Genomic DNA, 13,812 nt, shown 5'->3' on the forward strand with positions numbered 1-13,812 from the left:
GGTATATTTTGATAGAGAACAAGGATATGGAACACGAATATCAACGGGCGGTGACTCGCGTATGCGTACAAACAGCACTGCTCTTGTTACAACATGGGGCAGAAAGTACCGTAGTGGTGCAAATGGCGCAGCGTTTAGGCATAGCACTTGGTGTAGAAAGCGTGGAATGTGCGCTTACGGCAAATGCGGTGGTGCTGACGACCTTATCCGATAATCATTGCATTACCACCGCACGAAAAAATACAGATAAAGGCATTAATATGCAAATGGTCACTGATGTTCAACGTATTGTGATTGCTGTTGAGCATCATTTGTATGACTTAGAAATCGCACAAAGAAAACTGAATCAATTAAAACCGCTTAAATATAACCGATGGTTGATTGTATTCATGATAGGCTTATCTTGTGCGGCGTTTGCTCATTTATCTGGCGGAGATTGGATAATTTGTGGCATTACCTTTGTGGCAGCAGCCATAGCAATGTTTGTGCGGCAAGAGTTTTCAAAACGGCACTATAATCCCATCATTGTTTTTTCTATCACGTCCTTTGTTGCCTCACTGATTTCTGGCGTTAGCTTGAAATATAACTTAGGTAATGATCCTCAAATTGCTTTAGCGTCTAGTGTGTTATTACTTGTACCAGGGTTTCCTCTGATTAATTCTTTGGCGGATATATTAAAAGGTTATGTGAATATGGGATTAGGTCGTTGGACGATTGCCACTATTCTCACTTTTGGCGCATGTCTTGGCATTGTATTTGCTTTGAGCGTATTACATATTACAACTTGGGGGCATTAAAATGTTATTAGATATCACAATATTTATATTGAAATTACTCGATGATATGTTATTTGCCGCAATTCCAGCGGTGGGCTTTGCTTTAGTATTTAATGTGCCGCCCAAGGCCTTAAAATATTGTGCAATTTTAGCCGCACTTGGGCATGTGACACGCACATTATTACTGCATATTAATATGCCTATTGTATTTGCCACCTTCTTTGCCACTTGCGTAATTGGATTTTTAGGCGTGCATCTTTCCCATCGTTATTTAGCCCATCCCAAAGCCTTCACCGTTGCGGCAATTATCCCCATGATCCCCGGTGTTCATGCTTATAAAGCAATGATTTCAATGGTACAAATTCATCACTTTGGTTTTTCTGATGCTTTATTTGAACAAATGATTAGCTCCTTTATTAATACCAGTTTTATCTTAGGCGCAATTGTATTTGGATTAGCTTTACCGGGCTTATTGTTTTATCGGCAAAAACCTGTTGTATAACACTAAAACGGTGCAACAAAAAAGCCGACATTTTGTCGGCTTTCTACTATTCTTGTGATTTTTTCTTGAGATATTCATAAAGCTCATCTTTAATCCGTAATTTTTCTTTTTTCAAAGCCTCAATTTCCATATGAGTAGCGAGCTGAATGTTTTCCTGCATATTCTTAATTTCATGATCTAATTCGTTATGCTTTTCAAAAAGACGATCAAAATAAGCATCATTACTTTTAAGCTTGGTAATTAAGTCTCGATATTCGGGAAACATAGCATTGCTCCTATAGTGGTTTTAACTGGTTTAAGTTTACTACATTCACCCCAAATAAACAGAACAGGATCTTAAAAATTTGACAACGATCACAAAAATTTATTTATCGAAAATTATCCTTTACTCTCTTGCTTTTTTCTTTCTTCCAGTACCTAAAATCAGCATCGCTAACAAACTAAACATAATTCCAAAGCCAGCCCCCCCATTGAAATAACATAATGTTTCTCTAACATCACAAGATTAGATTGTTATACAAAATGAAATGCCACCAAATTATTACCTAACGCTTGAATAGATTGCATCATCTTCAATTTATTTTGTGAGATGAAAACACTTCCCCGCAAAACCTAGCCCACCACCGATAAGCATAAACAGAAAAGAAAGAATAAATTTTCTCATAATTTACCTAAAATTCAGACTAAATGGAGCGTGGATTCTAACACAAAGTGCGGTCAATTTTTCTTTATTTTTATCCGCTGGCTTTTAAACTGGTTTATTTAAAGAAAGCACGCTAGAATAAGGCTATTTTCATTTCAACGAAAAAAGTAAGGAAATTCTATGATCGATCCAAATTTGCTCCGTAATAATTTATCCGAAGTCGCAGAAAAATTAAAAGTAAAACGCAACTTTATTCTTGATACGGAAAAACTCACTGCGTTAGAAGATCAGCGCAAAAACTTACAAATCACTACCGAAAACTTACAAGCTGAACGTAATACTCGTTCAAAAGCTATTGGTGCTGCGAAAGCACGTGGTGAAGATATCGAACTGTTATTGGCTGAAGTGGATAATATGGGCAACCAATTGACTGAAGCAAAAGCACAATTAGATGCGGTACTTGCGGAAATCAATCAAATTGTATTAAGTATTCCAAATCTACCTGCAGACGAAGTGCCATTAGGCAAAGATGACACCGAAAATAAAGAAATCTTACGTTGGGGCACACCACGTACATTTGATTTTGAAGTAAAAGATCATGTGGCTTTAGGCGAAGAAGCAAATGGCTTAGATTTTGCCGCAGGAGCTAAATTAGCTGGTGCGCGTTTTGCCGTAATGAAAGGTCAAATCGCTAAAATGCACCGTGCATTAGCGCAATTTATGTTAGATCTTCATACTGAACAGCACGGCTATTTAGAAACCTATGTGCCTTATTTAGTGAATCACGCCACACTTTATGGCACTGGGCAATTACCAAAATTTGGGGAAGATTTATTCCATACGCTTGCTTTAGAAGGCGAACAACCTTACGCATTAATTCCAACCGCAGAAGTACCAGTCACTAATTTAGTGCGTGATGTAATTATTGATGAAGCAGAATTGCCAATAAAAATGACCGCACATACGCCATGTTTCCGTTCAGAAGCAGGCTCTTACGGTCGTGATACTCGCGGTTTAATTCGTATGCACCAATTTGATAAAGTGGAAATGGTACAAATCGTTGATCCAGATAAATCTATGGAAGCACTTGAAGAATTAACAGGTCACGCAGAAAAAGTATTGCAATTATTAAATTTACCATACCGTAAAGTTTTACTTTGCACAGGCGATATGGGCTTTGGTTCTTGCAAAACTTACGACTTAGAAGTGTGGGTGCCTGCACAAAATACTTATCGTGAAATTTCTTCTTGCTCAAATATGTGGGATTTCCAAGCTCGCCGTATGCAAGCACGTTGTAAAGCAAAAGGCGATAAGAAAACCCACTTAGTGCATACCTTAAATGGTTCAGGCTTAGCGGTTGGTCGTACTTTAGTAGCTGTGCTTGAAAACTATCAAAATGCCGATGGTTCAATCACCGTGCCAGAAGTGCTACGTCCATATATGGGCGGATTAGACGTTATCGGAAAATAATCCTTCTATAAAATAAAAAAGCGTGGATTTTAAAATTTCCACGCTTTTTTATTAAGCTATTTCAACAGCGACATCGGATTCTGATTTAGATTTTAATTCACCTACTTCATATAAATCAATGCCCGCATCTTTGGCTATTTCAATGACCGTTTGAACGCTATTAGGCTCAACTGCCACTAATAAACCGCCTGATGTTTGAGGATCACACAAAATCGCTTTTTGTTCTTCCGTTAATACACCCACTTTATGCCCATAACTTTCAAGATTACGCCCTGTTCCTCCGGGGACGCAACCTTGAGCAATATAATCTTTTACGCCGTCCAAGGTTTTAATTTTGTCCGCAAAAACTACCGCACTTAGATTTGAACCTTCACAGATTTCAATTAAATGACCAAGTAAACCAAATCCTGTGACATCCGTCATTGCTGTTACGCCATCCACTTGGGAAAATTGGCTGCCAATGGAATTCATTTGGAACATAGCGGCAGTGGCTAAACCTTGATGTTCTGGCTTAAGTTTTCCTTTTTTCTCCGCCGTCGTCAAAATACCGATACCAAGCGGTTTCGTCATATAAAGCTTACAACCTGATTTTGCAGAAGCATTACGTTTCACTTTTTCAGTGTCAATCACGCCTGTCACCGCTAAACCAAAAATAGGTTCGGGTGAATCAATGGAATGTCCACCCGCCAAAGCAATACCCGCTTGATGGCAAGCAAAGCGACCGCCATCAACAATTTTCTGTGCAACTTCTGCAGGTAATACATTAGTTGGAAAACCTAAAATAGCGATTCCCATAATCGGCTTACCGCCCATAGCAAAAATATCACTGATGGCATTGGTTGCGGCAATTCGTCCAAAATCAAAAGGATCATCTACAATCGGCATGAAAAAGTCTGTGGTACTGATAATCGCAGTTCCATTCCCAAGATCATACACCGCTGCATCGTCTGCGGTTTCATTGCCGACGAGCAGATTTGGATCATAAAATTTTTCCAGTTCTGAATGTAAAATTGTCCCTAACACCTTAGGCGAAATTTTACAGCCTCAACCTGCACCATGGCTGTATTGCGTCAGCCGAATTTTTTCTTCCATTTCTTATTTACCTTGTTGAATATTCGTTTTCGAGAATATGACGTTTAAACCTATTCTTAATCATAAAGATCTTCGCCATCTTTCCTTGTACGCAATAATTGCAAAATCCAAACATATTGCTCTGGCGTTGGCGTAACAAAAGATTCTATTTCTTCGTTCATTGCTCGGGCTGATTGTTCAGGATCATCGCTTAAATTCATTGCAGGATGAATTTCCATTTCATATTTGCCGGTTTCAGCGTTATAACGAGGAAACATTGGAATGACAACGGCTTTAGAAAGTTTTGCCATTTTATTTAATCCTGGCAATGTCGCTTTATAAGTCCCAAAGAAATCAACAAATACGCTTTGCTCCGCACCAAAATCTTCATCGGGTAAGTAATAACCCATTTCGCCTTTACGAACATGATTTAAAAAGGGTTTAATACCATTTTGGCGAGCATGCATTTTTCCGCCGAAACGTTGGCGTGTAATCGTCCAAAGCCAATCCGCCAATGGATTACGGTGTGGATTATACATAGAAGTCATTGGCATACCTTGAATGTGCAAAATAATGCCTGAGGCATCAATTGCCCAGCCATGTGGCACCATAAGAATAATATTCTTGCCTTCAGCTTTTGCCTGTTCGATATGTTCAAGACCGATAAATTCGCTACGTTTTTGCAAATGTTTCTTTGAACGGATGGCAATCTCACCAATACCAAACATAACCTGAGCGACAACCGCAAACATTTTATCAATGACTTGCTCACGTTGTTGTTCAGTCCAATGAGGAAAGCAATATTGCAAGTTAGTTTGCGCGCGCGTACGCTGTTTCTTTGCTTTATGCCCAATCCAAATACCTAATTTTCCCGCCAATTTATCGCGCAGACGAAAAGGCACAAATGCTAACAACAATAAAAAGAAAATACCGAGCCAAATTCCCCAATATTGAGGCTTTAAATACGACCATGAAAAGTGCGCTTCATAGCCCACTCTCGCCGTCAGACGTAAATTTTGTTGATTATCCGACATAATAAAATGAAATTAATTTTAACCGCACTTTTGTGCGCTTTCCGAATTAAAAATGAAACCAACCCTGATCGTAAACCATTTTGGCCGTCATCATAAAAGACATGATAACAACCATCGGTCGAATCAAGGTTTTACCTTTCGTCATCACCATTTTGGCGCCTAAATTTGCACCTAAAATGCTCCCAGCCATCATCACGAAACCCACTTTCCAAAGAATTTGTCCGCCCAATAAGAAAAGTGCAAAAGAAGCAAGGTTCGAAGTGAAGTTCATCACTTTTGCATGTGCTGTCGCTTTCGGGAGATTAAATCCTAGCAAAGTAACACAGGCCAAACTCATAATTGAGCCCGTTCCTGGGCCAAAGAAGCCATCATAAAAACCTAAAAATGGGCTAATTAAAAGACCAAATAACAGATAACTTAATCGTTGTTTCCGATCTTCATCACCTAATTTAGGGGTAAATAAAAAATACAGACCAATGACTAAAATCAGAAAAGGCAGAATTTTTCTGAAAATCGCCACGTCAATTGATTGAATTAATAATGTACCTAGGGCAGAACCTAAGAAAACCCAAATCAAAATAAACCAAATATCGCGTAAATTGACCGCTCTTTTTCGCAAGAAATAAAGACTTGCGGATAATGCACCGCCCATAGCTTGCAATTTGTTAGTGCCTAACGCCATTGCTGGCGGCATACCAGTCATGAGCAACGCTGGAATGGTGATTAATCCCCCACCACCAGCAATTGCATCGATAAATGATGCGACAAAACCAACACAAAACAATATTGCTAAAAGATCAATTCCGATATCCATATTGATTTACCTTAATTCTATTCTAACCATTCATTCCGATTCGGGGAATTTAAAATTTGTTGGCACAAAAACGGCTCAGGTGGTGTAACTTTAGGTTTGCTCACTGAAGCACCTGTTTTTGGTGGCTCAAACCAAGAATATAATTCGTCTCCACAACCATCACTGGGAGGAACGGGTGCTTGATTTTCACAATAAGACGCATCTGCTGGGCAAGTTAAACGAACATGAAAATGAGAGTCGTGTCCATACCAAGGACGAACTTTGTGTAACCAGCCGCGATCATTGCCAGCAGTTTGACATAATTTTACCTTAATCGCAGGATTAACAAAAATACGTGTCACATTTGGATCTTGCGCGGCTAATTTGATTAACGTCGCATGATTGCTATTCCATACGCGTTCATCCACTCGTTGTGCCTTTCTATCCACAACTAATAAACCTTTACCATCAGAATTCAGTGCATCGGCATCTGACATTTCGCCCATTCTTAACCAAATATCCGCATCTAATCCCATCTGATGGCTAGCATGACCCGTTAAAAATCGTCCACCACCTGGCATGGCAATATCGCCCACTAACATCGTTGGTAACCCAGCAGCTTTAGCACGTTGTCCCAAACGTTCAAGATACTGAATCATATTTGGATGACCATAATAACGATTGCGATTCATACGAATAACTTGGTAACCGTCTCCTTTCGGCGGTAGTGCTTGCGCCCCAATAATACATCCATTGGTATAACTACCAATAGGTTTTGCTTTCCCATCGCCACTTGGTATTGGACGTTTCACTTTTTGCCAATCTAGAGGAGACGCAGCAACGTTCAGAGAGAAAAGTGCGGTAAAAATTATGGTTGTTTTTAATAAAATTTTATTCATTCTAAAGTTTTGCTATGGGTAAGCATATCTTAGGTTTTGCCGTGGGTAAGTATATCCTAGGTCTTGCCGTGGGTAAGTATACCCACGGTTAGAAAAATAGTTCCCCTTTGGGGAACTTTCCACTTACCCCAAAGGGGTAACATCAAACTAACCTAGGGTATACCTACCCTAGGCACAGACTCCCATCTTATACTAAGATTATTTACACTGTGCCTTAAAACGTAATAGATGATCTAATAAGACAATCGCCATCATTGCTTCTGCGATGGGTACAGCACGAATACCCACACAAGGATCGTGACGACCTTTTGTTACAACTTCTACGGGGTCTCCATTAAGATTAATTGAACGACCAGAAATTGTAATACTTGAAGTTGGTTTTAACGCAATCGTGGCGATAATTGGCTGTCCTGAACTAATTCCGCCTAAAATGCCGCCTGCGTGATTACTTTCAAAGCCATTAGGTGCCATTTCATCACGATGTTCCGAACCTCGTTGCTCAACTACAGCAAAACCATCACCAATTTCGACGCCTTTTACTGCATTAATTCCCATTAATGCGTGAGCAAGATCTGCATCTAAACGGTCAAATACTGGCTCGCCCAATCCTACAGGTACATTCTCTGCAATAACAGTAAGTTTTGCACCAATAGAATCTCCTTCTTTTTTAAGTTCACGGATCAATTCATCGAATTTTTCTACCGCACTTTCATCGGGGCAAAAGAATGGATTGCTGTTTACCTTTTCCCAATCAATTTCTCCGATGGTCTGTGGCGAAATTTTCACATGACCGATTTGACTTAAAAAACCACGGACTTCAATACCAAAATGTTCGCGTAAATATTTTTTTGCAATCGCTCCCGCTGCAACTCGCATCGCTGTTTCACGCGCTGAAGAACGCCCACCGCCACGGTAATCACGGATGCCATATTTTTTCTGATAGGTAAAGTCTGCATGACCAGGGCGAAAACGATCTTTAATCTCGCCATAATCTTGAGAACGCTGATCAGCATTTTTAATGATCATCCCAATACTTGTGCCTGTAGTTTTTCCTTCAAACACACCAGATAAAATTTGAACTTCATCGTCTTCACGACGCGGCGTGGTATATCGAGATGTACCGGGTTTACGACGATCTAAATCTGGCTGAATATCTTTCTCAGATAATTCGAGATTTGGCGGTACCCCATCAACGATACAGCCTAATGCAATCCCATGTGACTCCCCAAAGGTCGTCACACGAAAAAGTTGTCCAATTGTATTACCTGCCATAATTTCCCCTTATTTTTTTACATCAACAAAGGGAATTTCTTCGCCAGTGTCATTATTTTTGATAAATACATCTAATTGATTAAAGGCAATATCAATATTATGTTCTGCAAATAATTCATTAATACGGCGATTAATAGCATCTGTAGTACTGGTACGATCTCCAACTTGTTCTACATAAACACGTAATTCGTGATCCAAAGTACTTGCACCAAAAGTTAAAAAATAAGCAGATGGTTTAGGATCGCGTAAAACAGTCGGCTGTTCATCAGCTGCTTGAAGTAATAATTGACGAACGAGTGTTAAATCAGAACCATAAGCAACACCAACACTAATCACTAAACGTGTCATCGTGCTAGATAATGCCCAATTGGTTACTTGACCTGTCACAAAAGATTTATTTGGCACAATAATTTCTTTGCGATCAAAATCAATTAATGTAATTGCACGAATACGAATTTTCGCTACAGTACCGCTCACTCCATTAATGGTTACGACATCGCCAACTCGGATTGGGCGTTCAAATAGCAAAATAATGCCCGACACAAAGTTTGCAAAAATTTCTTGCATACCAAAACCAAGACCAACGGAAAGTGCGGCAAATAACCATTGTAATTTTGACCAAGACATTCCTAAGGTTGCAAATGCCCACGCACCACCAATGGCGATAAAAATATAAGTGAGCAATGTCGTAATCGTATAAGGCGTACCTTGTGAAAGATTCATGCGAGAGAAAATTAATACTTCCAAAATACCTGAAATATTACGAACCAACACATAAGTAATTCCTAGGATAACCAAAGCAACAAGAAGATTAAATAAAGTAATGCTTTCCATTACAGTGCCAGCATCGGTTGTCGTGGTTTGTTGCCAAAGTGTAATTTCACGTAAATAGCTCACTACTGTGACTAAATCTGACCATACATAGTAGAAAATCCCCAATAATGCTGTCCAAATAAAGAGATCTACAAAACGTAATAATTGGCTACGCACATCATTTAACGCTAAACCTTCCTCTGGCTCTCCCACTGCAACCACATCATCAGAGGAAATATTTTCATAATTATTTTCAAGTGCTTTTTGACGACGTTTTTCTGCTAAACGGCGATGTGCTAAACGACGAGAAGAAACCGTAATACCACGGTAAATCGTATTACGTACTAACCACCATACACACCAAGCAATATAAGAATGAATAAAATGCTCAATTAAATTTAAAGCAGTGTAATAATAGCCTAAAACAATAAGTACGATTAGTCCCACAGGAATTAATCTTAAACCAATTTGTACAATTCTTATTAACCAATGATGTTTATTTGTTTCAGGTTCATAAGAGCGAAGTACTCGATTAAAGCGAGGGGCAATAATCGCCGCACAGAAAATTAGAGCTGTAATAGTATTAATTTGACCTAACACATCATTAGCTAAACCTGCATCAGTGACATTGCTAAACACAGAAGTATTTAAAAGCAATACAATCACAATAATAATGCGTTGGATAACACCACGAAAACGTTGTGCATTCTCTTTTGAAGATTCAAAATGATTAACAAAAATACCATTTGGACGGAACAATGAAATCCAAAATGTAAAGAACCACCAATAACCCGCCATACTAAATGACCAATGCCAAAATTCTTCTGGATTTTTGAAGAAAAAGAAGCCGATCATTTGGCAAACTGCTAAAAACCAAAGTGTACTAGAAAGCGTTAAAAACGCAGTTAATAACAGGGCAAGTGGAGTACTCCACTGACTATCTGTATCTAAGCGATGTATTTCACGATTAATTTTGTTTAATTGTTGTTTAATACGATTTTTAAATTTAAAAATTGCACCGCCTACAATAAATAATCCTAAGAAATACATCAGCAAATAAGGTAAATTGTCATAATTAGTTGGAAAACCTAATTTTTTCAACATACCATTAAACTGTTCAATTAAAGCTCTTGGCAGCATTTTTACCCAATCTAAATTAATAGGATTATTACTTTTCACCCAAAAACTTTGCTGCTCTAATTTAGATTGAATTTGATCACTGATTTGTGTAATTTGCAGCTGTGTTAATTCCAAAGAAATCGCGAGATTTAATTGATTATTTAAAGATTTAATCAGATCAGATGTCATTTTCCGACGCTCAGTTAATAGCGTTTTAACTTGCGTTCTTTCTGCCTCAGTAAATTGTTTTCCATCTTCACTTTCAACTTTATTAATATAGTTATCTAGATCATAAAGTTCATTGCGTTTTTGAGTAATGTCAAAAATATGTACACGCAAATCGGCAATTTGTTTTGATAAACCTTGGATATTTAAGTTAGTCGGTAATTTTTGTTTTTGTTGCTGGATAATACGTGAAAGAACTAACGTGCCTTGTAATGCACTAATTTGTTCATCAATAGTACGTTGAGTTTGAGTGAGGCTATCTAAAATATTCCGCATTCTTAACTCATCTTGAGTTAATGAATTCGCTTTTTCTGTTTGTTGTAATAAATACTGACCAAGCTGTGCATTGCGATCAAGTTCTTTTTGAATGTAATCATTTTGCACAGTTTTTTGCTGTTGCTGAGCTTGTTCTACTTGATTTTGTGATTGCTGAAGATTTTTTTGATTAATGACTTCTTGAATCGCAATAATATTTTGCTGCTGTACTTGCAAACGTAAATTCAATAGGTCATAACGGCTTTGATAGAGTAAAGAAAGCTGATCATTATTTTTTAATAAATTTTGATTATAACTATTCTTTAAATCAATCAGTTGTAATTCAATCTGATATTGTTTTCGCAATATGCTACCAATATCATTATTGGCTAATTGTTGATTGATTTGCTGTGTGCGTACAACATTTTCTGTTAATGCCGCTTGTGCTCGTTCAGAAATAGAACTTTGCCCTGCCAATTGTGCATTTACTGTGCTTAATGCGTTTTGCGTATCTTGTAATTGATCATTTAACTTAGTGAGACTATTTTGTAAATAGTCCTGTGATTGCGCATTATAATCAGTACTTGTTGCCGTTTCTTGTTGTTTTTTTAATGCTTGAATTTCTGCATTATTCTTTCTAATTTCACTCTCTGAATGGCTTAATGTTGTTTGCAATGCATCATTGATTTTTTGTTGAGCTTGAATTTGCTGCAATAAATCAATTGATGTTTGTAATTCTGCTAACAACCTATTTTTTGCCTCCCCCTCACTCATTTTTTGAGCGTTAGCCAAATCGGCTTTAAGCGATTGCTCCGTTGGTAATACATTTGTTGAATTTGCCGCCAATACCCCTTGCGAAACGCTAAGGGTAAACATTGCCGAGGCAAAAAGTGCGGTAAAAAATGGAGGTGTTTTCATAAGTTTCCTAATCATTATTTTTCCCTAATCTAAATGGTAAATTAATTTATCTCATCTCGCTTTGCCAGCCAATCAGCAAGCTGTTTACGTGAGATCTTAATGCCTTTCTCAAGCATCAGTGGCAAAGGATAATATGCAATAGGTTGTTTAAAACGTGCAAGTTTATCTTGTAAAAAAAACATTAAATTTTCAACCGCACTTTTGCTAAAGGGTTCATTAAAATCCACTAAAGCGACAGGACGCTGACCAAATTCTTTGTTTTTTTGTGGTAAAACAAACACTTGATTAACTGAAGAATGTTGAATAATCACTTGTTCAATTTCTTCTGGCTGAATATTTTCGCCACCTGAAATAAACATATTATCAAGTCGTCCGATAATAACCAGTTCGCCCTCTTGCCAAATGCCTTTATCTTTTGTCTGAATCCAGCCTTGGTTATTCGTTAATGGAACAATTTGTCGATCTTTCCAATAACCCATCGCCAAACCTGCACCTTTCAGCCAAATTTCATCATTTACTAAACAATACTCTCTACCTAAGAGCGGTTGCCCTACGCCTTGTTTTTTATCAGATTGTTTGGCAAAAACTGTCGAAGCCATTTCCGTCATTCCATAACCAGAATAAGTTTTAATGCCATATTTTACCATTTTTTGTGTAAGTTCTGTCGGAATATGCGCACCGCCCAGTAAAATATGGCGTGTAGCAAATGAAATGCTCGGATTTTCCTGTAAATAATCTAATAAACGCTGTAATTGCGTTGGCACAAGAGAAACGTGGGTCGTCTTTAATAATGAAGCATAAAAATCATCTTCTGGGAAATGTAATTGTGCACCGCAATATAACCAACGCCAAACAATACCTTGCCCTGAAACGTGATATAAGGGTAATGAAAGTAACCAAGATTGATTACAATCAAACTTCATTAAGTTACATACCCCTTTTGCATTATCCAAATGCGCTTGGACATTATGCACAACTGCTTTTGGTAAGCCTGTAGAACCAGACGTTAGCGTCATTGTTGCAGGGCGAAAGAAATCAGCTTTTTGTGTAAAAACACCAATTTCTTGCAAATTCAGTAAATCTTTATCATAAAAACAAAAATCAATTTGATAAAACTCACATAATTTTGCAATTTTTTCTTGTGGAAAAGCAGGGTTTATGCCTAAAACTTTTGCACCAAGCTGAATTGTCGCCAGATATAAAAATAAAATTTTCTCTGAATTTTTTCCCACAAAAGCAACCACACTTTCCGCATTTACGCCTTTTTTTTGTAAAAAAGCCACTGTTTGGTTAATCTTTGTAGTCAATTCTATCCAAGTAAGCACATCGCCCTGCGTAGTATGCAAAGCGATTTTATTTGAGAAATCAGGTTGAATAGCAAAATCTTGCCAAGGATACATTATTAATTTACCGTGAAATATGATCGCACTTCATCAATCAATGTTTCAGGTAATTCCATAGATTGCATTGCACCTTCTAGCATTAACATTTTTCGTCCGCTATTTGTATTGGTAATAACCCAATAAGGCGTATCTGGAATTTGCTTTGGTTTAGTATGGTTACCCGCCATTAATAATGTCGCTTCATCACGAGCAAAATAGACCCGTGTACGTCCCTGTAAAGATTCTGTGGCTTGAGCAAAACTTTCAGGATTTGTACGATAAAGCACACGTAAAATCGCTAAGAAACGTACAACAGCCTTACTTTCTTCTTGAAATTCAGTTGAATTTAATAAAGTTTGGACTTTTTCTACAATCTGATTAATTGCGGTTATTGATTGCTTTTTTGTTGTTTTGATATTTACTTCTTTCACATTGATAGTCTGTTTTGGCTTTTGATCTGTTTCTACTGAAGTAATAATTAAATCATTAACAATTGAAGTATGCACAGGTAAACTAAGCAAACGGCGTAAAATATCCGAAGCACTTTCTCCAATAGAGCGGGTTTGGCTCGCAATATATTGGTATAATTCTTCATCTACTTCAATGATCTTCATTTTTATCTCTCTGTTTGCTAAAATTT

General features: G+C 37.7%; 12 protein-coding genes. 3 read left to right on the forward strand and 9 right to left on the reverse strand.

What is annotated here, in order from left to right; genetic code table 11:
- Positions 1-26 precede the first annotated feature (26 nt).
- On the forward strand, positions 27-797 hold the full coding sequence (locus DQN24_RS07710; protein ID WP_111695665.1) for a threonine/serine ThrE exporter family protein: 771 nt from the start codon (positions 27-29) through the stop codon (positions 795-797).
- 1 nt (position 798) lies between these two features.
- Complete coding sequence (locus tag DQN24_RS07715) at positions 799-1,278, forward strand: threonine/serine exporter family protein (RefSeq protein WP_005628250.1); 480 nt, start codon at positions 799-801, stop codon at positions 1,276-1,278.
- Between the two features lie 46 nt (positions 1,279-1,324).
- On the opposite strand, the gene DQN24_RS07720 is transcribed toward DQN24_RS07715, so the two are convergent.
- Positions 1,325-1,543 carry a YdcH family protein gene (locus DQN24_RS07720; RefSeq protein WP_005630674.1) on the reverse strand — a complete coding sequence of 73 codons (219 nt, stop codon included), beginning with the start codon at positions 1,541-1,543 and terminating at the stop codon, positions 1,325-1,327.
- Between the two features lie 558 nt (positions 1,544-2,101).
- On the opposite strand from DQN24_RS07720, the gene serS reads away from it, so the two are divergent.
- Positions 2,102-3,391: a serine--tRNA ligase gene (gene serS / locus DQN24_RS07735; protein WP_111695666.1), complete on the forward strand. Its 1,290-nt coding sequence runs from the start codon at positions 2,102-2,104 to the stop codon at positions 3,389-3,391.
- Positions 3,392-3,442: 51 nt separating this feature from the next.
- On the opposite strand, the gene selD is transcribed toward serS, so the two are convergent.
- The 8 genes from selD to seqA all read right to left on the reverse strand — a co-directional run bounded on the left by selD (position 3,443) and on the right by seqA (position 13,786).
- A complete protein-coding gene (gene selD, locus DQN24_RS07740) occupies positions 3,443-4,483 on the reverse strand; it encodes a selenide, water dikinase SelD (protein WP_080228106.1) in 1,041 nt (346 codons plus the stop codon).
- Between the two features lie 56 nt (positions 4,484-4,539).
- The gene (gene lpxM, locus DQN24_RS07745) at positions 4,540-5,496 is read right to left on the reverse strand and encodes a lauroyl-Kdo(2)-lipid IV(A) myristoyltransferase (RefSeq protein WP_021034992.1); all 957 of its coding nucleotides are present in this window, start codon (positions 5,494-5,496) and stop codon (positions 4,540-4,542) included.
- A 46-nt stretch (positions 5,497-5,542) separates the two neighbouring features.
- Positions 5,543-6,310: a TSUP family transporter gene (locus DQN24_RS07750; protein WP_042593606.1), complete on the reverse strand. Its 768-nt coding sequence runs from the start codon at positions 6,308-6,310 to the stop codon at positions 5,543-5,545.
- A 17-nt stretch (positions 6,311-6,327) separates the two neighbouring features.
- The gene (mepA, locus tag DQN24_RS07755) at positions 6,328-7,188 is read right to left on the reverse strand and encodes a penicillin-insensitive murein endopeptidase (protein ID WP_021034990.1); all 861 of its coding nucleotides are present in this window, start codon (positions 7,186-7,188) and stop codon (positions 6,328-6,330) included.
- A 198-nt stretch (positions 7,189-7,386) separates the two neighbouring features.
- Positions 7,387-8,460, reverse strand: coding sequence for a chorismate synthase (gene aroC / locus DQN24_RS07760; RefSeq protein WP_111695667.1), 1,074 nt, complete (start codon positions 8,458-8,460; stop codon positions 7,387-7,389).
- A gap of 9 nt (positions 8,461-8,469) precedes the next feature.
- Positions 8,470-11,790, reverse strand: coding sequence for a mechanosensitive channel MscK (gene mscK, locus DQN24_RS07765; protein WP_021034988.1), 3,321 nt, complete (start codon positions 11,788-11,790; stop codon positions 8,470-8,472).
- A 41-nt stretch (positions 11,791-11,831) separates the two neighbouring features.
- The gene (gene menE / locus DQN24_RS07770; RefSeq protein ID WP_021034987.1) at positions 11,832-13,190 is read right to left on the reverse strand and encodes an o-succinylbenzoate--CoA ligase; all 1,359 of its coding nucleotides are present in this window, start codon (positions 13,188-13,190) and stop codon (positions 11,832-11,834) included.
- 2 nt (positions 13,191-13,192) lie between these two features.
- Entirely contained in the window at positions 13,193-13,786 is a 594-nt protein-coding gene (gene seqA / locus DQN24_RS07775) for a replication initiation negative regulator SeqA (protein WP_021034986.1), read from the reverse strand.
- Positions 13,787-13,812: the final 26 nt, after the last annotated feature.

The sequence above is a fragment of the Haemophilus influenzae genome, assembly GCF_900475755.1.
Lineage (GTDB): Bacteria > Pseudomonadota > Gammaproteobacteria > Enterobacterales > Pasteurellaceae > Haemophilus > Haemophilus influenzae_D.

Coding starts and splice junctions, on each gene's coding strand:
- DQN24_RS07710 (WP_111695665.1), top strand. CDS start 27: ATGGAACACGAATATCAACGGGCGGTGACTCGCGTATGCGTACAAACA.
- DQN24_RS07715 (WP_005628250.1), top strand. CDS start 799: ATGTTATTAGATATCACAATATTTATATTGAAATTACTCGATGATATG.
- DQN24_RS07720 (WP_005630674.1), bottom strand. CDS start 1,543: ATGTTTCCCGAATATCGAGACTTAATTACCAAGCTTAAAAGTAATGAT.
- serS (WP_111695666.1), top strand. CDS start 2,102: ATGATCGATCCAAATTTGCTCCGTAATAATTTATCCGAAGTCGCAGAA.
- lpxM (WP_021034992.1), bottom strand. CDS start 5,496: ATGTCGGATAATCAACAAAATTTACGTCTGACGGCGAGAGTGGGCTAT.
- DQN24_RS07750 (WP_042593606.1), bottom strand. CDS start 6,310: ATGGATATCGGAATTGATCTTTTAGCAATATTGTTTTGTGTTGGTTTT.
- mepA (WP_021034990.1), bottom strand. CDS start 7,188: ATGAATAAAATTTTATTAAAAACAACCATAATTTTTACCGCACTTTTC.
- aroC (WP_111695667.1), bottom strand. CDS start 8,460: ATGGCAGGTAATACAATTGGACAACTTTTTCGTGTGACGACCTTTGGG.
- mscK (WP_021034988.1), bottom strand. CDS start 11,790: ATGAAAACACCTCCATTTTTTACCGCACTTTTTGCCTCGGCAATGTTT.
- menE (WP_021034987.1), bottom strand. CDS start 13,190: ATGTATCCTTGGCAAGATTTTGCTATTCAACCTGATTTCTCAAATAAA.
- seqA (WP_021034986.1), bottom strand. CDS start 13,786: ATGAAGATCATTGAAGTAGATGAAGAATTATACCAATATATTGCGAGC.